General features: G+C 56.5%; 22 protein-coding genes. 9 read left to right on the forward strand and 13 right to left on the reverse strand.

Annotated elements, in window-relative coordinates:
- Positions 1–234: hypothetical protein (locus tag GSQ86_RS23080; protein ID WP_216841125.1), on the reverse strand; the 234-nt coding region annotated here is incomplete at its 3' end.
- Between the two features lie 89 nt (positions 235–323).
- Entirely contained in the window at positions 324–1,871 is a 1,548-nt protein-coding gene (locus GSQ86_RS11765; RefSeq protein WP_158750441.1) for a UbiD family decarboxylase, read from the reverse strand.
- A 55-nt stretch (positions 1,872–1,926) separates the two neighbouring features.
- On the opposite strand from GSQ86_RS11765, the gene GSQ86_RS11770 reads away from it, so the two are divergent.
- The gene (locus GSQ86_RS11770; protein ID WP_158750146.1) at positions 1,927–2,589 is read left to right on the forward strand and encodes an energy transducer TonB; all 663 of its coding nucleotides are present in this window, start codon (positions 1,927–1,929) and stop codon (positions 2,587–2,589) included.
- Positions 2,590–2,767: 178 nt separating this feature from the next.
- Positions 2,768–4,138 (forward strand): glucose-6-phosphate dehydrogenase, encoded by a 1,371-nt coding sequence (gene zwf, locus GSQ86_RS11775; protein WP_158750147.1) that lies wholly within the window; start codon positions 2,768–2,770, stop codon positions 4,136–4,138.
- Between the two features lies 1 nt (position 4,139).
- Here the strand turns inward: zwf and GSQ86_RS11780 are convergent, their stop codons facing one another.
- Entirely contained in the window at positions 4,140–4,379 is a 240-nt protein-coding gene (locus GSQ86_RS11780) for a hypothetical protein (protein WP_158750148.1), read from the reverse strand.
- 162 nt (positions 4,380–4,541) lie between these two features.
- Complete coding sequence (locus tag GSQ86_RS11785) at positions 4,542–5,513, reverse strand: VTT domain-containing protein (protein ID WP_158750149.1); 972 nt, start codon at positions 5,511–5,513, stop codon at positions 4,542–4,544.
- A gap of 169 nt (positions 5,514–5,682) precedes the next feature.
- Here GSQ86_RS11785 and GSQ86_RS11790 point away from each other — a divergent pair, with 169 nt between their 5' ends.
- A complete protein-coding gene (locus GSQ86_RS11790) occupies positions 5,683–6,012 on the forward strand; it encodes a PadR family transcriptional regulator (protein ID WP_158750150.1) in 330 nt (109 codons plus the stop codon).
- Between the two features lies 1 nt (position 6,013).
- Positions 6,014–8,668 carry an ABC transporter permease gene (locus tag GSQ86_RS11795; protein ID WP_158750151.1) on the forward strand — a complete coding sequence of 885 codons (2,655 nt, stop codon included), beginning with the start codon at positions 6,014–6,016 and terminating at the stop codon, positions 8,666–8,668.
- Here GSQ86_RS11795 and GSQ86_RS11800 read toward each other — a convergent pair whose 3' ends face one another.
- From GSQ86_RS11800 to GSQ86_RS11820, 5 genes are all read right to left on the reverse strand, one after another.
- Positions 8,669–9,286, reverse strand: a complete 618-nt coding sequence (locus tag GSQ86_RS11800) for a hypothetical protein (protein WP_158750152.1) — start codon at positions 9,284–9,286, stop codon at positions 8,669–8,671.
- 121 nt (positions 9,287–9,407) lie between these two features.
- A complete protein-coding gene (locus GSQ86_RS11805) occupies positions 9,408–10,013 on the reverse strand; it encodes a Dps family protein (RefSeq protein WP_158750153.1) in 606 nt (201 codons plus the stop codon).
- 243 nt (positions 10,014–10,256) lie between these two features.
- A complete protein-coding gene (locus GSQ86_RS11810; RefSeq protein ID WP_254062329.1) occupies positions 10,257–11,492 on the reverse strand; it encodes an HlyD family secretion protein in 1,236 nt (411 codons plus the stop codon).
- Between the two features lies 1 nt (position 11,493).
- Positions 11,494–12,948, reverse strand: a complete 1,455-nt coding sequence (locus tag GSQ86_RS11815; protein WP_254062330.1) for a TolC family protein — start codon at positions 12,946–12,948, stop codon at positions 11,494–11,496.
- 183 nt (positions 12,949–13,131) lie between these two features.
- On the reverse strand, positions 13,132–13,722 hold the full coding sequence (locus GSQ86_RS11820; protein ID WP_158750155.1) for a hypothetical protein: 591 nt from the start codon (positions 13,720–13,722) through the stop codon (positions 13,132–13,134).
- Between the two features lie 136 nt (positions 13,723–13,858).
- On the opposite strand from GSQ86_RS11820, the gene ppk1 reads away from it, so the two are divergent.
- The gene (gene ppk1 / locus GSQ86_RS11825) at positions 13,859–16,051 is read left to right on the forward strand and encodes a polyphosphate kinase 1 (protein ID WP_158750156.1); all 2,193 of its coding nucleotides are present in this window, start codon (positions 13,859–13,861) and stop codon (positions 16,049–16,051) included.
- On the opposite strand, the gene GSQ86_RS11830 is transcribed toward ppk1, so the two are convergent.
- Positions 16,048–16,458 carry a type II toxin-antitoxin system VapC family toxin gene (locus GSQ86_RS11830; RefSeq protein WP_158750157.1) on the reverse strand — a complete coding sequence of 137 codons (411 nt, stop codon included), beginning with the start codon at positions 16,456–16,458 and terminating at the stop codon, positions 16,048–16,050. The genes ppk1 and GSQ86_RS11830 overlap by 4 nt on opposite strands.
- A complete protein-coding gene (locus GSQ86_RS11835; protein ID WP_158750158.1) occupies positions 16,458–16,712 on the reverse strand; it encodes a type II toxin-antitoxin system Phd/YefM family antitoxin in 255 nt (84 codons plus the stop codon). Before GSQ86_RS11835 ends, GSQ86_RS11830 begins: the two co-directional genes overlap by 1 nt.
- An 83-nt stretch (positions 16,713–16,795) precedes the next feature.
- Here GSQ86_RS11835 and GSQ86_RS11840 point away from each other — a divergent pair, with 83 nt between their 5' ends.
- From GSQ86_RS11840 to sixA, 4 genes are all read left to right on the forward strand, one after another.
- Positions 16,796–17,665, forward strand: coding sequence for a hypothetical protein (locus tag GSQ86_RS11840; RefSeq protein ID WP_158750159.1), 870 nt, complete (start codon positions 16,796–16,798; stop codon positions 17,663–17,665).
- Positions 17,653–18,330 carry a trans-aconitate 2-methyltransferase gene (locus GSQ86_RS11845; RefSeq protein ID WP_158750160.1) on the forward strand — a complete coding sequence of 226 codons (678 nt, stop codon included), beginning with the start codon at positions 17,653–17,655 and terminating at the stop codon, positions 18,328–18,330. Before GSQ86_RS11840 ends, GSQ86_RS11845 begins: the two co-directional genes overlap by 13 nt.
- A 71-nt stretch (positions 18,331–18,401) precedes the next feature.
- A complete protein-coding gene (locus tag GSQ86_RS11850) occupies positions 18,402–18,587 on the forward strand; it encodes a hypothetical protein (protein ID WP_216841126.1) in 186 nt (61 codons plus the stop codon).
- A 103-nt stretch (positions 18,588–18,690) separates the two neighbouring features.
- On the forward strand, positions 18,691–19,218 hold the full coding sequence (gene sixA / locus GSQ86_RS11855) for a phosphohistidine phosphatase SixA (protein ID WP_158750162.1): 528 nt from the start codon (positions 18,691–18,693) through the stop codon (positions 19,216–19,218).
- Here the strand turns inward: sixA and ppx are convergent.
- Positions 19,170–20,699 carry an exopolyphosphatase gene (gene ppx / locus GSQ86_RS11860; RefSeq protein WP_158750163.1) on the reverse strand — a complete coding sequence of 510 codons (1,530 nt, stop codon included), beginning with the start codon at positions 20,697–20,699 and terminating at the stop codon, positions 19,170–19,172. The genes sixA and ppx overlap by 49 nt on opposite strands.
- Before the next feature lie 81 nt (positions 20,700–20,780).
- Positions 20,781–21,800 (reverse strand): CHAD domain-containing protein, encoded by a 1,020-nt coding sequence (locus tag GSQ86_RS11865; RefSeq protein WP_158750164.1) that lies wholly within the window; start codon positions 21,798–21,800, stop codon positions 20,781–20,783.
- Positions 21,801–21,803 lie beyond the last annotated feature (3 nt).

Genomic DNA, 21,803 nt, shown 5'->3' on the forward strand with positions numbered 1-21,803 from the left:
GAAGGATTGCACCAGCAGACCCTTCCAGTGATAGCCCGGCATCGGGTCAGAAGATGGATCGATCGCAAACTCATCGGTCTTCGGCTTTGCTGAAAGATCGTCCAGTTTCCACGTATAACCAAATGCCGCTTTCGGCGCTAAAACACGCTCCTGAGCATAGGAGCAGACGAAAGAACTCAGGCACAAGGATAAGAAAAGCAGCTTGCATGAATTCCTGATTGGGGGAAATCTCAAAATCAGTCTCCACAAAAAGAAGAATGCAGAAATTAGATGCTCAGATAAAATGACACAAATTTGGTGAACGAAGTTTCAAAAGAACATATCTACTCGATGGCTAGCTTTTTCCAGATTGCGTCCACTCTGGTCTTCGTAGCGGAGTCCATCTCGATCATCGGTGGCCACGGACGCGTAAAGCCTTCGGCGGTCCACTTGCGCGTAGCATCAATGCCCATCTTGCTGCCGTAATTAGCCAGACGCGAAGCATGGTCGAGCGAATCGACCGGACCCAGCGTGAACTGAATATCACGCTCGGGATCGATGTTATTCGCCACGCGCAACGTCACTTCTCTCAGGTCCTGCACATCGCAGTCCTCATCAACGACAATCACACACTTGGTAAACATCGCCTGCCCCATCGACCAGATGCCGTTCATCACCTTGCGTGCCTGTCCCGCATAGCTCTTGCGAACGCTCACAATCATCAGGTTATGAAAGACGGCCTCCGCAGGCAGATTCACATCCACAATCTCCGGCAGAGTCAGGCGCATGAGCGGCAAAAAGATACGCTCCACCGCTTTGCCCATCCACGCATCCTCCATCGGCGGCTTGCCCACAATCGTCGCCGCGTACACCGGATTCTTGCGGTGAGTGATGCATGTGATATGGAAGACAGGGTAATCCTCTTCCATCGTATAGAAGCCGGTGTGGTCGCCGAAGGGACCCTCACTGCGCAGCTCGTCGAGCTTCACATAGCCTTCGAGAACAATCTCCGCATGTGCCGGAACTTCAAGATCCACTGTCTCGCACTTCACCAGCTCCACCGGCTTCTGGCGCAGAAATCCGGCGATCATGAACTCTTCAACCTCAGGCGGAGCCGGAACGATAGCAGCAAACGTCGTTGCCGGATCAGTCCCGATGACCACAGCAACTTCGAGACGGTCATCTTTCAAGTTGGTCAGCGTAATGTTTTGCGTTCCTCCAGCGGTTTCAGCCATCGCGTTAACATGTGCCGAAGCCGTAGTGCCCACCGCTGCACGCAGGCGCTCACGCAGATGCTCGGCAGCATTCTTCTGCCGCTGCCAGTGCATGCCAGTCGTCTGGCCGTCATACACCTGCATCCGATACATTCCAACGTTGCGCTTGCCCGTCTTCGGGTCACGGGTCACAACACAAGGCAGCGTGATAAAGCGGCCTCCATCGAGCGGCCAGCATTGCAGCACGGGAAAATCGAGAATGCTGAAGTTTTCTTTGAGAATGACTTCCTTGCACGCAGCGTCCTTTGCAGCAATCGTCTTCGGAAAAAACTTGCCGATATCCGCCAGCATCGGCAGCATCTTCAGCTTTTCCAGAAAGCCTTCCGGCGATTTCACATCGAGCAGCGCGCGGATGCGTCCAGCCACCTCGTCCAGTGAATCGACATCCAACGCCAGCTTCATGCGTCGTTCACTGCCGAACTGGTTCATCAGCACCGGAATGCCCGCGTAACCTTTGACGTTCTCAAAGAGGAGCGCCGGACCGCCCTTCGCCGACTTCGAGGCGCGGTCGGTGATCTCGGCGATTTCAAGAATAGGATCGACCTCTTCGCGGATGCGTTTCAGCTCTCCCGCCTTGTCGAGCGTCTTGATCCAATCCCGCAGGTCGTCATAGGCCACGTCGCTTTCTCTCCCCGGCACAAATGCGCGCCTCTGTTCATAGTAGACGCTGGTGATGATCTATCTCGATTCAGCCGATATGTTTCTTGGTGGGCTCCATAACCGGGATGCATTCCAATCTCTCTTTGATTGCAGCAGTGCCAGGTCTTCTTCGCAGACCTGGCACCCGACAGCTCATGGTATACTGCTGCCGATTCTAAGCATGCCTTCCATGATTAAAGTGACTGCCTTACTGATAGCGCTGTGTGGACTCGTTCCATGCGCAAAAGCAATTAAGCCTAATGACTTTTCCACATCGAACGTACAACAGCAAGATGTAGGACAGTCCAGCCAACAAGGAAATGCAACCAATGCAGGGATGGGGCAATTACGGATATGCGATTCTAATGCTCCAATAAACTGTCATGCTGTCGACGGAGTAACGGCGCCCAAAGTGGTCTACGCTCCTGATCCAAAATTCACGCGTACAGCAAGAAAGAAAAAACTCAGTGGCAAGTCAGTCGTGTCCCTTGTTGTTGGTTCTGACGGCAAGCCCTATGATGTACGTCTAATACGCTCTATGTCAGAAGGATTGGATCCGAGTCTTCAACCAGCAGCGCTTGAGCTGGACCAAAAAGCTATTGAGGCAGTCCAGAAATACAAATTTCAACCGGCAACCTATCAAAACAAGCCTGTCCCAGTCGAAGTCCATGTAGAGGTCAACTTCCTTATCTATTGATTTTCGAGATAAGAGGTTTGGCCTGAGGCCATAGCATTTATCGATAGGATGCGCCCATTTGACTGACACCTCTGCGGGCATTCATTCGCCTTTATCCATTCCGCGATAAACTGACGGGTTGCGCTCCCATGGATCGGTTGCATCATCCAATAGGGAGAAAACTTCAGACAGGGGCGACATGGATCAGACACAATCTGACGCACTGGTATTTTTTGGAGCTACCGGCGATCTTGCCTACAAACAGATCTTCCCTTCCCTGCAACGTCTGGCCAAGCGCGGCAAGCTGAATATGCCGGTGATTGGCGTGGCCAAGGCCGGGTGGAATCTGGAGCAATTCAAGGATCGCGCCAAAGACAGCGTGGAAAAGAACGGTGGCGGCGCTGATCCCGTGGGGATGCCGAAACTGCTCGAACGGCTCGAATATGTCGACGGTGATTACAATGAGCTTTCCACCTTTCAGCAAGTGCGGCAGAAGATGGGCAGTGCAAAGCACCCAGTGCACTATCTGGCGATTCCCCCGAGCCTCTTTGGAAAGGTCAATGACCAGCTCAAGGCCTCTGGCTGCGCGGATGGCGGGCGGGTCATTGTAGAAAAACCCTTCGGGCATGATCGCGCTTCGGCATCAGCCCTCTCGGCAGAAATTCATCGTGTATTTGATGAAGACCATATCTTTCGCATCGATCATTACCTCGGGAAAAATTCGGTTCAGAATGTCATCTTCTTTCGCTTCGCCAATACCTTTCTTGAGCCGATCTGGAACCGTCAATTTGTCGAAAGCGTGCAGATTACGATGGCAGAACAATTTGGCGTCCTGGGCCGAGGCGCATTTTATGACGGTGTGGGCGCAATCCGCGACGTGGTACAGAACCATCTGCTGCAAGTGGTGAGCAATATTGCGATGGAGCCGCCGCCGTGTACGGACATGGAGGCGCTGCGTGACGAGCGCATGAAGGTGCTGAAGAGCGTGCAGACACTGGAGCCGCACGACCTGGTGCGCGGGCAGTTCAAAGGCTATCTCGATGAGCCCGGAGTAAAACCCGGTTCACAAGTTGAGACATTTGCCGCACTTAAGTTGCATATCAATTCCTGGCGCTGGCGGGACGTTCCCTTCTTTATCCGCACGGGTAAATCGCTGCCGGTTACGGCGACAGAAGTCATTGCAAAGCTGCGGCAGACGCCTCCGGTCTTCTCAGAAAAGCTGACGCCACAGAACTATGTCCGCTTCCGCTTGAGCCCGACGCCGGTTATCGCCATAGGTGGATCAGTGAAGGAGGCGGGCGACCGTCTGCGTGGTTGTATGGTGGAGTTAGAAGCAGGGCAGGAATGCGGGACTAATGATCTTCTTCCATATGAAGAACTGATTGAAGATGCCATGCGCGGTAACCAGACCTGGTTTGCGCGGCAGGACTACGTGGAAGCAGCATGGCGTATTCTCGATCCGGTGCTGGCCGAGCCGCCTGCAGTCATTTCTTACGATCCGGGCACGTGGGGGCCAAAGGAATCCGACGCACTGACCGCCAACTGCGGCGGCTGGATGAATCCGAAATAATTCAACCGCCGGAGTGCATCCAGCGATCCATCAGGGTCTGCGCGCAGCGCGATCCGCATAGATGGCGCACATCTGCCTCATGCGAAAGAAGCATGCCCCAGGGCATAAAGCGAAGTTGCGGCGTTGGCTCAGTGCCCGGCAGCGGCGAAATGTGTTCGGTCCAGGCCAGCCACCAGTCTTCTGATCCTTCGCTTTTCGCCTTACTGCACACATCACAGCGGAACGTTTCAGTAAACGCCATTTTTAGCTCAAAACTCCCGTTGGATTTGCTTTGAGCAAGGTAGCACACGCTTAGCAGCGGCTACAACGGAGATGGATATCGAGACGTCGTCAGTTTGGAATCAAGCAGTTTTGTAGTGCCGTCGCATGCTTCTACTGCTGCGCAACGCGATGCCAACCGCTTTCAGGAAGATACTGCGTGGGACGCAGTGGCGGTTTCGAGTTCGGGAATAGCTTCCAGTGGGTAACCCAGGCGCTTCCACTCGTCGAATCCACCGCGCAATGGGCGCACGCGGAATATGCCTGCTTTGCGCAGCGTCAGAGCCATCTTCGCAGCCGTAGCTTCGCTGGGACAGGTGCAGAAGAGGACAACGTCGCGATCGCGGGGAATCGAATCCGTATGCTCGACCAGTTTGTCCGGAGTTAACAGAACGGCGCCGGGTAAAGTACGCGGGTCGGGCAGGTAATCCAGGGGATGCCGCAGATCGACGATGTAGATTTGCTGGCCGTTGTCGAGCATGTTCTTCAGATCGTTCGGCTCAAGTCGTGCCGTGCGCATCTCCTTGATAAAAGCGCGCTGGCGTGTAAAACGGTAAATCAGGAAGCCGATCAACAGCAGAATGAAGAGAACGCCCGCGGAATGGCTCACACTGGAAACGATGTTCGAGTGCTTGAGGAAGTCGCCGAAAAATCGTCCGCCCAGCGTAAACGCCAGCGCCCAGAGCAGCGACCCGGCAGCGTCGTAGGCTAGAAACAGGTGCAGCGGCATGTTTGTCTGGCCGGCAATCGGCGGCGCCACGGTGCTGAGCCCGGGAATGAATTTTGCCACGAGCAGCGCACGCTCACCGTTACGGGTGAAATAGCCTTCCGTTTTCTTGACGCAGGTGTTGCTTTCCATGGAAAGGCGGCAAAGCAGCCTGACCACCACGCCGCCATAACGTTTGCCCATGAAATACCAGGTCGTGTCACTGACCAGGCAGCCAAGAACGATCGCCAGCAGGGCAAAGGGAAGGTTGATCTTGTGCGTCGCGCTTAGAGTGCCGGCAGTAATCAACAGCGGAGCACTGGGAATGGGCACACCAATCTGCTCAACCAGCACCCAGGTAAACAGGATGACGTAACCGTATTGCATGAAAAAGCTGAGAGCGACTGGCATGAGATTTCCGGACCGGCTGTAACTATAAAGATGTCATTTTGATGCGCGAATAGCAACGAAAGGCGCAAATCAAGGCCAATCCGTATCTACGTTACCGGAGTTCCCGATATGCAGGCCACCGAATTTTATTGACATTCATACTCAGCCATCTATATATAGATGGCTGAGTATGCCAAAGTCTGATTCGCTGCAAGGTTCTCTCGATCTGCTGGTGCTGAAGATTCTTTCGCGCAGGCCGCGCCAGCATGGATACGCCATCATGTCTGCAATCAGCGAGATGTCGGAGGATGTGCTGCGGGCGGAAGAGGGCTCGCTCTATCCCGCGCTGCACCGGATGGAAGAGGCGGGATGGATTCGCGCCGAGTGGATCACGAAAGATACAGGACGGCGGGCACGCATTTATGAGCTGACGGTAGCAGGTAGGAAGCAGCTCGCTGCCGAGGAGTCGCGCTGGCAGCTTGTGACTTCAGCGGTGAATCGCGTTTTAAGGACGGTGTGAGATGTCGCTCTGGTCGCGGATTGCGAACGTTTTTCGCGGAGATGGTCTGAGCCGCGAAATCGAGGAAGAATTCGAAGCGCATGTCGCCGAAGCGGTGGAGCAGGGGCGCGATCCTGAAGAGGCGCGACGCGCACTGGGACGCGCTCTTCGGCAACGCGAGGAAAGCCACGATGTGAAAGTAATCGCGTGGCTGGACTCGCTGCGGGCTGACGCGATCTTCGGCTGGCGGCAATTGAAGCGGAACAAGATCACCTCCGCTGCGGCGATTCTGTCACTGGCTCTGGCGATTGGCGCGTGTACTTCCGCGTTCCGGCTGATCGATGCTCTGCTGTGGCGTCCTTTGCCTGTGGCACATCCGGAGCAGCTGTATGTTTTATCGCGGAAAGGAATGGGTTTTGACAACAAGCCCGGAGAGTGGGATTCCTGGGCATACCCGGCTTTTGCGCAAATGCGTGCCGCTGCGAAAGATCAGGCTGAACTGATCGCGATCTCGTATGCAGACCGCTCAGATGTGACATACAAAACCGATCAGGAGATGGAAAAGGCCAATCTCCAGTTCGTGTCGGGATGGATGTTTCCGACGTTTGGTATTCAGCCTGCGGCAGGTCGTTTATTCACGGAGAACGATGATCGGCAGCCGGGAGCCTCTCCGTATGCGGTGATTTCGTACGACTACTGGAGCCGTCGCTTCGGGCGCGATCCTCACATCATTGGGCGTACGTTTCATTTCGGAGATGGCATTTACGAGATCGTTGGCGTAAGCGAGAAGAAATTCAGCGGAACTGAACCGGGTACGGTTGTCGATATCTTCATTCCGACGATGATGCACCACAGTGTGACGCGGCAGGACTCGACATGGATTCGTACACTGGCGGTGATGAAACCGGGCATTGCGATTGAGCCTCTCCGCGCGAAGTTGGCGGCGGTGAGCCATGCGTTTGAAGAGAAGAGGCTAAGCGGCGAGACAGGTTTGTCGCAGCAGACGCTGAAGGGTGTGCTCGCCAACCAGGTACTAATGGAACCCGCGCCGACCGGGGCATCAGGAATGCAGCAGGAATACAGCCGCGCGCTGAGTGCGCTGGCCGTACTGGTGTTGATGGTGCTGCTGATTGCCTGCGCGAATGTAGCCAACCTGATGACGGTGCAGGCGGCGGCTCGAGCGCGCGAGATGGCGCTGCGGGTTTCGATTGGTGCGGGACGATGGCGGCTGGTGCAGATGGTGCTGGTGGAGAGCGCTATGCTCGCCTTCTTCGCCGCGGCCAGCGGAGCGTTGTTTGCATGGTGGTCTGCGCCGTTTGTGGTCAGCATGATCAATCCGCCGGACAATCCGGCACGCCTGATTCTTCCGGCGGACTGGCGGGTGCTGGGATTCGGCATGGCGCTCACTCTGAGTGTCATCCTGCTCTTCGGGCTGCTGCCCGCGCTGCGCGCTTCTGCGGTCAAGCCAGTCAGCGTCTTGAAGGGCGGAGACGATCCGCATTCGCGGCGAAGGCTGATGCATGGGATGATTGCGCTGCAGGTGGCCTTCTGTTTTCTGGTGCTGTTTGTAGCGGGATTGTTTGTGACTACCTTTCAACGGCTTTCCAACAAGCCGACGGGGTTTTCCGCGGAGCGCATCCTTCTGTTGGAGACGACAAGCCGGCCCGCGCAATCATCGATTTACTGGGACCAGGTAGCGGAGCGTTTGCGCGCGGTGCCAGGCGTCGAGCGCGTTTCGCAATCTGCATTCCCTTTGCTGAAAGGCGACAACTGGAATGACTCCATTTCAATCAACGGAGGGCCGCCGAGCATCGACCTTGCTTATTTTTTGAATGTTTCTCCCGGTTTTTTGGAGACGATGCGGATTCCGCTCATTGCCGGAAGGGATCTCCGCGATGGCGATCTGTATCCGAACGCTGTCATTGTGAACGAGACATTCGTCAGGAAATTTCTGAATGGCGAAAATCCGGTCGGACGGGCTGTTGAAAAGGCGTCCGATGATGGCTCGCGTGAACGCATGCAGATTGTTGGTGTAATGCGCGACGCCTACTACAGCAGCATTCGCTCGCCGATGCTGCCGGTTGTCTTTGTTCCCTTCCACCACAAGGACGCAAAGGGCGGACTGTCACCGGAGAGCGATGAGACTTTCATCGTGCGCACGGCTTCGTCGAACCCCCTGGCGCTGGCAACGACTCTTCGTCAGGAAGTGTCGCGTACGCGGTCCGGCTTTCACATAAGCAATGTAATCACCCAGAAGGAGTTGAACGAAGCGCAGACCATCCGCGAGCGCCTGCTGGCAACGCTGGCGTTTTTCTTCGGCGCCGTAGCGCTACTCCTCGCTGGAATTGGTTTATACGGGGTGCTCAATTACTCATTGCAGCAGCAGCAGCGCGAGCTTGGCATCCGGCTGGCACTTGGTGCACAGGCCGGCAATATCGCGCGCCAGGTAACAGCGGGAATTTTCGTTGCGGTATCGCTCGGCGCGGTCGCGGGACTGGCAGCAGGCATGGCATCCGGGCGATACATTGAATCGCTGCTCTACCAGGTGAAAGCCACGGATATAAGCATGCTGGCGATTCCCTCCCTAACGATTCTGTTGGCTGTAATCATTGCAGCCGTGCCGAATGTGTTGAAGGCGCTGCATATCGATCCGGTAGCGATGCTGCGGGTGGAGTAACTATGGCGTATTTGCTTGTTTTTCTGACTCAGCAACGAGCTTTCGAAATACATCCACGGCAGGGACGCCGGGAGATTCAAGCGCGTCTTTCGCGGAGTAGCGCCACACAGGCGGATAGTCGAGCGGATTCGACGTCCTGTTGTGATTGGGATCGCCGCGATACACGACGAACATGTCCTCCGTGGAACCGACTTCCATCTGCGGACGTGGCCCGGAAGTCTGCGGCTGAGGACCTCCAGCGTGACCTGCCGCATTGATTCCTGAATCGCTCGGCTGCATGATGACAGGCGGGGAATTGTTGATGGGCGTGCCGCCAATCGTTGGCTGTACTAGCTTGCCGTTTCCCTTCCGCACGGTGATGATGAGGTCGGCCATCGAAGCATCTGTTACCGGCGAGAGCCGTCCCCACTTTGCGATAGCGTTCTCTACATTTTCACGGGCGATGCGGTTGGCGTTTGGGTCTTCAACGTCGACTCCAGCTTCAGGATCGATAATGACCCACACTGTTCGCGCTTGAAGAACATCGATCGGCAGCAAGGTCTTTTTCTTGTCCTTGGCAGCCGCGGACATACACAGCAAAGACGCGATCGAAAATATGAGGACCCGGCGATAATGCATGACCGCCTCCCAGACGCGAACCAGTCTAATCCCACAAACCGTGCGAAGCCAGATGGATCATCAAAAAGCGCAGGCCGAACCCGCATTGCGGATTCGGCCCCTTCTGTAAATGTGATGGATTTTACTTCGCGAAGACAAGCGGCATTTCAACCAGGTGTTCGCTGACGAACCAAACCTGCATCTCGTTGGTGCGGACGACATCGCTGATCAACAGGTCGTTAGTGCCGTCATCGCCCAGGTCGCTGGCCTTCTTTGCCAGCTTACGAGCGTCTTCGAGAATGATGCGGTGCGCCTCGAGCAGGCGAGAGATGATGACCGGCACCTCTTCGCGGCCTCTGGGAGGACGCTCGAGACGAGTCATTTCAGCAATGTCATGTGCCATGGCGATGCTCACGCCGCCGAGCATCTGAATACGCTCAGCCAGGCCATCGACCAGTTCTACCTGCTGTTCGAAATGCTTATCGAAGAGCAAATGAAGTTGATAAAAAGTGGGCCCGCCAACATGCCAGTGCGACTTTTTATAGAGATCGCGCAGGCTGGCCGTATCGGCTAGAAGAATATTGAGGCGGCCGGTAATTTCACGGCGCGAGTCCTCGCTGATGCCAATCGGCATATCGGCGATGACTGTGCCGAATTTCTGGATTTCTTTGGCGGTCTGATGCCAATGTGGGGTGATGTGATCCGCTTTGTTGGTAGACGTGACCTCTTTCAGCGCGGTCTTGCTCATATTCCAGTCCTCCAGTTTCCTTAGTTTAGATGCGATTGGAACCCTGTGGAACCGGCGAATTGGGCAACGGCGGCTGATCGGGCGAATTTTGCCAAAACTTCACAAACCCAAGCAAATGAGGTGAGCATATTGCAGAAGAAAAAAGCCGTCATTCTGAGCCGAAGGCGAAGAATCTCCAGCCATGTGAGCTTTAGATTCTTCCTCATTCGGTCGCCAGAATGACGGCGGTTTAGAGCTATAAATTTACTTTACTTTCACCTTCGGCTCGACCGACATACCTGGCCGCAGGAGGTGATCCGAATTCTCGTTGCGGTCCGTCAGGTCGATGCGCACCGGAATGCGCTGAACCACCTTGACGTAATTTCCAGTGGCGTTTTCCGGCGGGAAAAGGCTCAAAACCGAGCCGGTTGCGCCGCCGATCTGGGTGATTTTGCCGTCATATTTGCGACCGCCGTAGGCGTCTACGCTGATGGTGACATGCTGACCCTGCCGCATGTGTTCAAGCTGCGTTTCCTTGAAGTTGGCGGTGATCCAGATGTCGTCCAGCGAAACCAGCGTCGCCATATTCTGCCCTACGCTGACGTTCTGGCCTACTTCCACGCTCTTCTTGGTCACAATGCCCGCTGTCGGAGCGACAATCTGGGTGTAGCTAAGGTTCAGCTTGGCCTGGGCCAGCGCAGCCTTGGACTGCTCGACCATAGCGGCAGCCTGATCCGCCTTGGCTTTCTGGATGGCTACCTGCTGCGGCCCGGTTTCGGCGTTCTTATAGGACGCCTGCGCCGAGGCTACTTTGTCTTTGGCAACGCGAACAGCTGAATTTGCTGCTTCAAGTTGAGCCTTGGACTGCTCCAACGCGGCCTTATCACCGTCCGCAGAGGCTACGGCTGCATCGAACTGCTGCTTCGAGATAACATCTTTCTCGACCAGCGGCTTATAGCGCTGCAGATCCAGCTGTGCCTTGGTGTTGTTGGCTTCCGCCTGTTGCACAGCGGCCTGCGCGGCCTGCAACTGATGTTCAGACTGAACAACCTGCGATGAAGCGCTGGAAACATCGGCGCCTGCGGAGGTCAAAGTGCTGCCGGTATTGATATGCGTGACCGGAACAGTCACCTTCGCAGCCTCATAGCTGGCTTCGGCGCTCTCAAGATTGGCTTCGTCCTGCTGCACGGCGGTCTGGAAATCGCTGGGATCAAGCTCAGCAATGACAGTGCCTGCATCGACGTATTGGTTCTCATCGACATTGACCTTGAGAATGTGCCCGGCCACGCGCGCGCTTATCTGGATCAGGTGTCCATTGACCTGCGCGTCGTCCGTGTCCTCGTAATAGGTGGAGTGCCACCACCAGAGAAGGCCCACAACTACCAGGATAGCAACGACGCCGATGATGATGAACCGGCGACGCGGTTTCTGCGCGACCTCATCGTTCGGCTGGTCTATGCGATTTTTTTCTGTGGTCTGTTCTGCAGTCTGCTCGGCCACTTTACTTTCCTCCAACGTAACTCTTGTAGTTCTTTTCAGCCACACCCAGTGCGCGCGCCAGCGAGAGCTTGGCAATATTGTGCGCATACAGGCTGTCAACATACTGATCATTTGCCTGCGCGACGGATTGCTGCGCCTGCGATACGGCGAGATTATCCGAGACTCCGGCGGCGTAGCGCTGCTGCGCTTCGCTCAGGGCTTCCGTCGCCAGCTCCACGTTGCTGCGAGATACTTCCACTTGTTTTTCCGCAGCCCGAATGTCGAGGATGCTGTCGCGCACATCGGCGCTGATCTGCCCGTGAATATCGCTGAACTGCGCTCGTTTGGTTTCAAGCTGGGCCTGCGCCTGTCGGGCATCGCCGCGCAGCTTTCCTTCTTCGAGCACCGGAATATCGATCGAGCCGGTGGCGTCGCCGGTTCCGTGGGAATTGCCAAAGTTGACGCCGATATCGCCGTAATCACCGGTGAAGCTGATTGTCGGATAGCGCTCGGCGGTTGCCGCTGAGCGAGCCAGCTGCGCAGATTTCAGCTGCTCTTCCATTGCCTTCAGATCGCTGCGGCTTGCAAGCGCCTGTTGGACCGCTGTATCAGGATCGACATTGTCCAGCGCGGCGTATGGCGCCTGGTCGGTAAGGCTGTACTTCTGTTCGAGCGGCAGGCCGATCGCGCGCGCGAGGGCGATCTTGTCTTTTTCGTAAGTATTCTGCGCGTTGATGAGCGTCTGCTGCTGCGTCTGGTAATCGACACGGGCGCGCAGCTCATCGAGCAGCGGAGCGGTACCTGCCTGATGGTTCTGTACAGCCTGATCCAGCGAAACCTTCGAGGTATCAACCTGCGCCTGGGCGCTGTCAATGCGGGACTTATCCGCAACCACCAGCAGGTAAGCGTTGCCGACCGTGAGAACCACCATGTCGCGAGCGTCATCGACAGAGAGCTTTGAGCTCTGGAAATTGTGCTTCGAGGCCAGGTAATTCCGCAGAGACGCGACATTGATCAGCGACCAGCTCAGCGAGGCACGAAGATCCGTGTATCCGAAGGGTCCGATAATCGTCGGAAAGCCGGGGATACGCAGGCCTTCTGCCGCTAGATTGACCTGTTGGACGGATTCTTTGAGTGAGGCGCTTACGGTCGGCAGGAGGGCCTGCAACTCTCCGAGTCGCGAGCCATTGGCCGCCAAAGTATTCTGGTTGCTGAGGATATAACCGAGATTGTATTTCAGCCCGCGCTGGATCGCGTCATCGAGGGAGAGCGGAAGCACGCCATCCACTGGCTTGTCCTCTGCCACGCTTCCCTGGTACCCGCTCCCGCCCTGCTGTGGGGTAGGAATCTGGTACGGGCTGGGAATAGACGAGGTGCCGCTGCTCTGGGCGGGCATCTGTGCCACAAGCGTTGATGCGGAGAGAAGCACAAAGCCACTGGCGAACAGCCACCGCCATTCGTTTCTGGTTACACGCACGTACAAATCACCTTAGAAGATGTTTCTGGGATAAATACTTCACTTTAGGTTACGGAATTTGGATGCCGTAAAGGACGTAAAAAGTTCAGAAAATAGCAGGAAATCAGTATCTTGCGCTCTGGATGAGCTAATTTTACATCCGAATTGACATCTCAAGCCGCCGGGAAGGCCCGGCGACCAGAGTTAAACGGCAGGAACGGCGGTTCCGGAGTGAACCAGTGAGGTAGCAAGCGAGCAGAGCGCCTGGCGGAAGGCCTCGCTGACCTTTTCGGCTGTCCATCCAGCGGCATTTTCTCCTCCACCGGCTCGCAGAACCTCGGCGGCAAGAGCATTGTTCTGTTTGAGCAAGGCACGCTCCACGAAGATGACGCGCTGCGAGGCCGGCAAGTGCTCCAGCCAGTCGCGGAGCTGGCCGCGGCCCCCACCCTCAAGAAGCTGGCTGAGTTGTGCGGGCGAAACGCCGGAAGCCGACAGATCGTCGTCGTCGATGCAGAGAGGATTGCCAGTGATGCTGGCCGCGACCGCAAAAGAGCCAGGATCACGTACGCTCAGCGTACGAACCGCGGCTTCGACGAGCTGGTTTTGCAGCACAAGCTGAGCCTGAGTGCCGTCGGCGCAGGGATCGACCTCGGCGGCAGACATGGTTTCTTCGACTAACTGAACCGCTTCCGACTCATCACCCAGCAAAAGCGCCGCGGTTTGAAAGAGTTTTGTCGCCGTATCCTGTATCAACGGTTCGCTACAACCCTGATTCCCCATTGTATTTACCTCCACGGTTACTTTTATCCTCGTTGAGCGGCATTGCTGCCGTCAAATCCGGCTTTTTGCAGCTTGTTCACACGTTTACCCCGTGCGCCGGCGTATAGCAGATTGTGTACACTTTCCCTCTGAGCCACGGTAAGCAGACCTTATGAGCGCAAGAGCAGCGACGCGACAGCAGAATCTTTTGATTGGCCGGGATGAGTCCTGGATGCAATTTAACCGGCGTGTTCTGGAAGAAGCGCAGGATACTGCGAATCCGCTGCTTGAGCGGGTGAAGTTTCTGGCTATCACGGCGAGCAATCTCGACGAGTTTGTAGAAATCCGCGTGGCCGGCCTTTTGCAGCGCATTGAAGACGGTTATACCGATCTCGGTCCGGAAGGCATAACGCCACAACAGACCCTCGACACGCTTACAGCGGACATGCACTCGTTTATGAATGAGCAGTATGGCTGCTGGAACGATCAGCTGCTGCCCGCCCTCTGCGACACCGGGGTACGAGTGCTGAGTTGGGACGAGATGGATGAGAACGCACGCCAGGCGGCAACAACTTTCTATCAGAAGGAAGTAGATCCGCTGCTCACGCCGATTACGATTGACCCGGCTCATCCGTTTCCGCGTGTGCTGAATAAAGCCCTCTGCATCGCCCTATTGTTGCGCCGCAAGCGCAAGAGCACGGCGGGGCCGGTGCTGGGTGTGGTCACGGTCCCTCGCGCGTTACCGCGCCTGGTGCATCTGCCTTCCTCCACAAACGATACGCATGATTTCATCTTCCTGCATGATCTCATCGAGAAGCACGCAGCCGGTATGTATCGCGGCTACGAAATTCTTTCCAAGGCGGCGTTTCGGGTTACCCGCAACAGCAATCTCTACTTCCAGGAAGAAGAAGCGCGCTCGATGCTTGAATCCGTGCGCTCAGAACTCCACAACCGGCGCAAGGGCGATGCTGTGCGGCTCGAAATCGAAGAAGGAGCCGACCCGGAAATCATTGACCGCCTGCGGGTAAATTTCGAGCTGGACGATACCCAGATTTATCGTACCGATGGCCCGGTAAATTTGTCGCGCCTGATGAATCTCTACAGCGACACGCCGCGGCCCGATCTGAAATATCCACCTTTCGTCCCGCACGAGCTGCGCCTGAATCGCAAGTCAGCCGATCTCTTCGATGAGCTGCGGCACCGCGATATTCTGTTGCACCATCCATTCGATTCATATGACGCGGTCGTTGGCTTTATTGAAGCCGCGGCGGCGGACCCGAATGTCATCTCGATCAAGCAGACGCTCTACCGCACCAGTTCCGACTCGCCCATGTTCCGCGCACTGGTCGATGCCGCGCAGAGTAAAGAGGTGACAGTTGTCGTCGAGCTGATGGCCCGCTTCGACGAGGCCTCGAACATTCGCTGGGCGCGCGACCTCGAAGATGCCGGTGTGCAGGTATTTCACGGTATCGTGGGGCTGAAGACACACTGCAAGCTGGCGCTGCTCGTACGGCGCGATCCCGATGGAGGCATTCGCCGCTATGCCCATCTCGGCACCGGAAACTACAACCCCGTGACGGCACGCTTCTATACCGATATCAGCCTGCTTACTTCCGATCCCGCGATCACCGCCGCCGTGCACAGCGTCTTCAACTATCTGACGGCGCATTCGGAATCCGATGATTACGCGCCTCTGCTGGTAGCTCCCCTGACGCTGGCCGAGAGCTTTATCCGGCTGATCGCGCGGGAAACAGAGCACGCGAAGGCCGGGCGCAAGGCACACCTCATTGCCAAGATGAATTCGCTGCTGGAACAAAGCGTCATCGAGGCGCTATACGCCGCTTCGCAGGCAGGCGTAAAGGTCGACTTAATTGTGCGCGGTATCTGCGCGCTGCGCCCGGGACTCAAGGGCGTCAGCGAAAACATTCAAGTCCGCTCATTGGTAGGACGTTTCCTCGAACATAGCCGCATCTTTTATTTCGCCAATGGCGGGAACGAAGAATTCTACTGCGGCAGCGCGGACTGGATGCCGCGCAACCTCTTCGAGCGGTGCGAAGTGGTGTTTCCAGTGAAGGACGCGCAGCTTTGTGCGCGTCTGCGCAATGAGATTCTGGCTGCCTATCTTGTAGATACGGTGAAGACGCGCCTGCTACGCGGAGATGGTGGCTATGTACGAGCAAGTGGAACGCCGGTCGGCAAATCCCTGCCTGCTTTCAGCGCGCAGGATTTCTTCATGCAGATAGCCGAGGGCAAAGCTAGTGCAGATGACATTCCGAAGATGCCGGAAGTAGAGAAGAGAGAGCCGAAAGCTGCAGCGAAGAAGACCGCTCCACGGAAGAAGCCTATGACTGCCCAGTTAGTTTAGGGCTTGTAGTGAAACGGGTTATAGGTCTCCACAGGAAAGTACCGGAAGTCCTTCGTATTGCGGGTGACCACCGTCATCCGGTGAACCCGGGCCGTGGCTGCGATCATGGCGTCTTCTATCAAGTCGTGGCTTCGACCATTCATGAGCCGGGCGTATTCGCGAAAGCACTCCATATCCATTGGAAGCACCTGAAAGGAAGCCGGAAGACTTCCGAGCCAGGTTTCGATCTCCAGAGCCTTGATAGAATCCTGCTTCTTGGTCATTTCGATTCCGGCCTGCAATTCGCCAATAGTCACGGCTGAGAGGAAAATCTGCGGCGTCGACACAGTTTGAAACCATGACAGCACGGCGCCGTGCGGTTTCAACTTCCTGAGTTCGGAAATGATATTGGTATCGAGCAGGTACATTATTCAAACTCAACGGTCGGACGCCGACGGGATTTTCCTCGTTCCGGCACTTCGACTTCGAATGGCGGTTTTGGCGCAAGAAGCCAGTCTTTCAGCGTAGTGGGAGCGCCGCTCTGAACTCGCTTCCACTCTTCAATCGGCACCAGCACAGCAGTTTCCACACCGCGCCGGGTGACGATCTGCGGGCCTTTCTTCAACGTTGCATCCAGAAATTCGCTGAACCTCGCCTTTGCTTCCTGTACCTGCCATTTCATGGCTTGCCTCGCTGACTAGTCAGATGACTAGTCATTTCAGTATAGGACAAGAACGTCTGGCTGCCGCCTTCTACAATAAAAATGTGGCAGTTGCCGTTCCACGTCTCTCTGAAAAAACCCGCATCTCTGGCATTGCAGGCACGCTGGCCATGTATTGGCACCTGCTCAGCCTCGACGCGCCCACAGTAGCGGCAGTGTGGTGCTGGAGCTTTGCCAAGGCTGCGCATATCGAATTGCCGACGCTCGCACCCCTGCTGCTGGCCGTTGGTACATGGCTCGTCTATGTGGCAGACCGAATCCTTGACGGCCTCGACAGCGCGGAATGGGAACACCTGAGACAGCGGCATCATTTTTATCTTCGTCACAGGACGGTTTTTCTCGTCATGGGTGGCGTCATCAGCCCGGTTTTCGGATGGGTTGTGTTTACCCGGATGTCTCCCACCGTACGGCTTGAAGATGCCGCAGTCTTCGCCGTGGCGGCTCTCTATTTTCTTCTGGTGCATGCGCACGGAAAATGGGCCGAGCGCTGGCTTCCCAAGGAACTTGCCGTAGGGGTGCTCTTCGCGGCAGCCACCGCCGTGCCCACGTGGGCGAGAACCGCAGGCGAGCGCCTGACAATCCTTCCCATCATTGCCGTCTTTGCCATTCTTTGCTGGCTGAACTGCGTTGCCATCGAAAACTGGGAGGGTGACGATCGAGCGCATCCGGCAATGCGTTGGACAGGGCGGCATCTGGAAAAACTGGCGGCGGCGGCGGCGATTCTGGCTCTGTTGCTGGCATTCTTTGATCTTCACGATAGCAATCGATTTTTCCTGTTTCTCGCTTCCGGGCTGAGTGGGCTTCTGCTCTTCTGGCTGGCCCGAAACAGGCTCCGCCTGACCGCGATGCAACTGCGCGTTGCAGCCGATGCGGCGTTGCTCACGCCCCTGTTATTTGCGGCATGGCTGCGGTGAGCCGCCGGTTGAACTTCGACCGGCTGGCGCGCCCCTACCGCTGGCTCGAGTACCTGACCTTTGGCCCCGCACTCGAACGCTGCCGGTTTCATTTTCTGCCCAACCTGACGCGCGCACGCCATGCACTGATGCTGGGAGACGGCGATGGCCGGTTCCTGAGGCGGCTGCTCGAGGCAAATCCGCAATTGCACGCCGATGTCGCCGATATCAGCCCGACAATGTTGGCTCTTTTGAACGAACGGCTCGATCCCGGTATGCGGAGGCGGGTAACTCTTCATCAGGCCGACCTGAGAAGCTGGGAACCACCGGGCCGGGGCTATGACCTTGTTGTGACGCATTTTTTTCTTGATTGCCTCTTTGAAGAGGAACTCGCTGCCTTGATCGAAAGTATTCAGCCGAAGTTGGTCTCCGGTGCGCTCTGGGTGGTATCAGAATTTGCCCGACCTCGCGGAGGGGTCAGAGCTCGCCTGTCCGGCGCTGTGATTTCAATGCTTTATGGGATGTTCGGGCTACTCACCGGGCTCACCGTTCGATCACTCCCCGATCATTCGGCGGCACTCAAGCAAGCTGGATTTCAATGCCGCATGGAGCGCCAATGGCTGGGTGGATTGCTCGTCAGTCAGTATTGGGAACAGTCAATATCTGCTGATCATGCAACCTTATAGACGCACTTTGTTTCCTAGTCATAGGAATTATGACGGTTATTGATCCATTGTCACGGTGGCTGATGTCGCAAATGCCTTCGTTGCTTGCTGACACACTGCCTGGAATTGATCCCGGACCATTGCCTGATCCATATCCCGGGCCCACAGAACCAGATCCGGACCCTGACCCGCTGCCACCCCCGGAGCCGGGAACACCAGGTACAGATCCCGGATTTCCCACCGAACCGCTGCCAAGCCCCGTTCCAGTCACCTTCTGATAGCGAGCACCACTCTCTCATAAGGCAATTGTTACAATCAGATGAATGCGCCGGCACATAAGTGTTTTGAGCCGGCAGGGACGAGCACAATTCTTTCTTTTCTATGAACATCTATATTCTGCGACATGCAAATGCGGGAACGCGCCGCAATAATCCTCTTCTGGATGTAAAACGTCCTCTGGACAAGGAAGGCAAACAGCAATGCATGCTGGTGGGCAGCTATTTGAGCGCTCTGAGTGTGCAGTTTGATGTCATTGTCTCCAGCCCCTTGAAGCGCGCTCTGCAGACAGCTTCCCTGGTCGGAACCGAGGTCGGCTACGACGCAAAAATCCAGGTAACCGAAGCTCTGTCACCGGAGGCATCTCTCGCCTCATTTCAGCAGCTTGTTGCAGGGCTGACGCGCTACGAAAATGTGCTCCTCGTTGGGCACAACCCCAACCTGCCACAGTTTCTCGGATCGCTGATCGTCTCCCCGGGACGGGCCAATGTGCGCCTCCGCAAAGGCGCGATTGCGCGCGTGGATTGCACCCGGCGCCCCGGTGTTCTGAGCTGGCTGGTGGATCCGCGCATCCTGAAAGGCGTCTACGCCAAGGTGACAAAAAGATCCCTGCGAAAGACTTCGCGAAAGTAGGCCGATTCCTTGCGGAGCGACCATAGCTCCAGTTCCGCACCCGTGCGTCCGGGGAAAATTTCCAGCAACACCTGCTTGGGATAGACGCGAACTCTCACCTTCAGCACATCGCTGGCGCGATCCTGATTCAGCGCAACCGCCAGCCGCAATAAAACCACCGCGCGTTTCACGTTCTCGTGCTCTTCCGGAGGAGCCTGCCGCATCGTGCGGCCCGTTGGCTCAGGACGGCTCTTGCCTAGATACCGTGCAATTGCCGAGGTAATGACACGCTGTACCGGCGTGAACCCGAACATTTCCGAGTTGGCGATGATGTATTGCGCGTGCCGGTGATAGCCCTGGTAATTCATGAATTTGCCAATGTCGCGCAGCATGGCCGCTGCCTCCAGCCATGCCAGATACTCCTGTGGAAGCTTGTGCACGGATTCGAGATCGCGGAAGAGCTGGGCGGCGTGCTGACGCACCGGCTCGGCCTGACGCGGATCGACGCCATACTTGCGGCAGGTTTCGAGAATCGATTCCCAGCGGTCGCGTTCGAACTGCTGATGTGCCGTCGCGCGCGGGTCCTGCTCAGCGAGCATCTGCGCGAGAATACCGTCGCGCAGACCCATGGTCGAATAGCGATATCCCGGAAGCGAAAACCCTTCGAGCAGTTCTGCGAAGACGTGAGCTCCGGCAACGATAATCTCTGACCGGCGCGGCCCCACGCCCTGCACGTGCGTCCGAGCTTCGTTATTCATCTTCGTGAGCTTTTCCGTCAGCTTGCGAACATTCGCTGTTGGCGTAAGATTGCTCTGCTTTCCGGCATTCTGCTTCTCAAGCACACGGCTGGCTTCTGCCAGCGCCGCTGCAGTACCTGAGGTTGCAATGACGGTTTGCACCCGCACTGGCTTTACGCGGCGCTCGACACGGCGCAGTTCGCGGGCGATGAACTGCTTAAGTCGGGCGATGTCTTCTTTCGAAGGCGGATCGCTGTGCAGAAACTCTTCCGTGAGGCGGACGGCTCCCAGCGGAACGCTGATGGTTTCTTTAATGCGCTTGCGTTCCGAAAGCGAAATTTCGCAGCTTCCGCCGCCAACGTCGATGAGCAGGCAGCGGCCTGCTGTGCCCGTCTCGTTGCTCATGATGCCGCGATGAATCAGCCGCCCTTCTTCGAGGCCCGAGATGATTTCGACTTCCCATCCCGTCTCATCCTTTACCCAGGCGAGAAATGCGCGGGCGTTACGAGCGTCGCGCATAGCGGCGGTAGCAACCGCACGTACTTTGTCGGCTCCGTGAAGCTGTGCTGCGCGATAGAAGCGCTTGAGTGCATCGAGGGTGGCAGCCATCGCCTCGGGCGAAATTAACCCAGTTTCAAAGACACTGCCGCCGAGCCGCGTGACTTCACGATCTTCGTGCAGAACTTTTAATTGGTGATTCACGACTCTGGCGATCTTGAGTCGGCAGGAATTGGAACCGATATCGATGGCGGCAAACGTCTGCATGCTTTTGGGGGTTACTTAAAAAAAATTAGTACTCGAAAAAACGATACACGAGAGCGACGAAGATTGCGTGAGCACCCCCGGTCATGACGACGATGTTTTGTGTTGCGTGGAAGATCGTCCTGTTGTGGATCGCCGTCGTCGCGTCTGCGACATTGCCAGCCACTCGCCCAGCAACCTCCCGCGCAGACGGTTTACAGTCTTCATCGACAAAACATAGTGACGGTCGCGCTCGGCATCGAGCAGCGCGATGAGTTCATGGTTGTCGTCGCCGAGAGCGGCGCGGGCTTCATCCGAAAGCACGAGCCAGTCGTGCCAGTCGCCAATATCATCCTGCAGCTTCTTGAGCGTTTTTCCCACTGCGAGGGCGTGCGCATCTTCAGCGGCTGATTCGGCGATATACCGCGCTTTCTTTGCCCCCTTGCGAAAATCGTGCAGATTGCCCGCATTCAGTTGCTCCATTTCATGGACCAGGCGCGCGAAGGATTCAAGGGCAACCACGGCAGCGCCGCGAGGACGATGGCGGGAGCGACGTACATGCTGCAGGGCAGCTTCGAAGGCGGCCGCGTCCTCATCGAACTTTGGCAGAAATTTCACAGCTTTTTTCTTCAGGGTCGTCGCATTGTGCTGACGCGCATGATGCAGCCACGCATCCAGATGTGCTGCCTGATCTGCGACCGGATTGGTTGGCAGTTCAACCGCTGGAGCTTCGACGATATCCGGCAATGGTCCCGTCGCATCGATTCCGGGCGCAGTGGCGCCTGCGCCTTCTTTTTTGCTGCCATATTTCACCAACTTGTGCAGCAGCTTGCGATGCACATCAAGATCCCGCACCGGTGCAGCCGCACGGCGAATCCTCTTGAGCACCCGCAGCCACTTGTCTGTCGCTTCGCTGAGAGTTGCATCGCTGCGTTCACGCAGAACCGCCTCCACCATGGCCTGTACGCGGCGCGTGCCGGTGCGTACATCATGCACCGGATCGATATCCGGGTCGGCTGCACACTTCTCCAGGTTGCCGCGCAGTGTTGCCGTCAGCTTGCGCAGATGTTCGAGCTGCGCGTCTGGAGAAGGTTTTCGCTGCGTCTTTACCGTAGTCTGGTCCACTGC

Source organism: Acidobacterium sp. S8 (assembly GCF_009765985.1).
In the GTDB taxonomy this organism is placed as follows: Bacteria; Acidobacteriota; Terriglobia; order Terriglobales; family Acidobacteriaceae; genus Alloacidobacterium.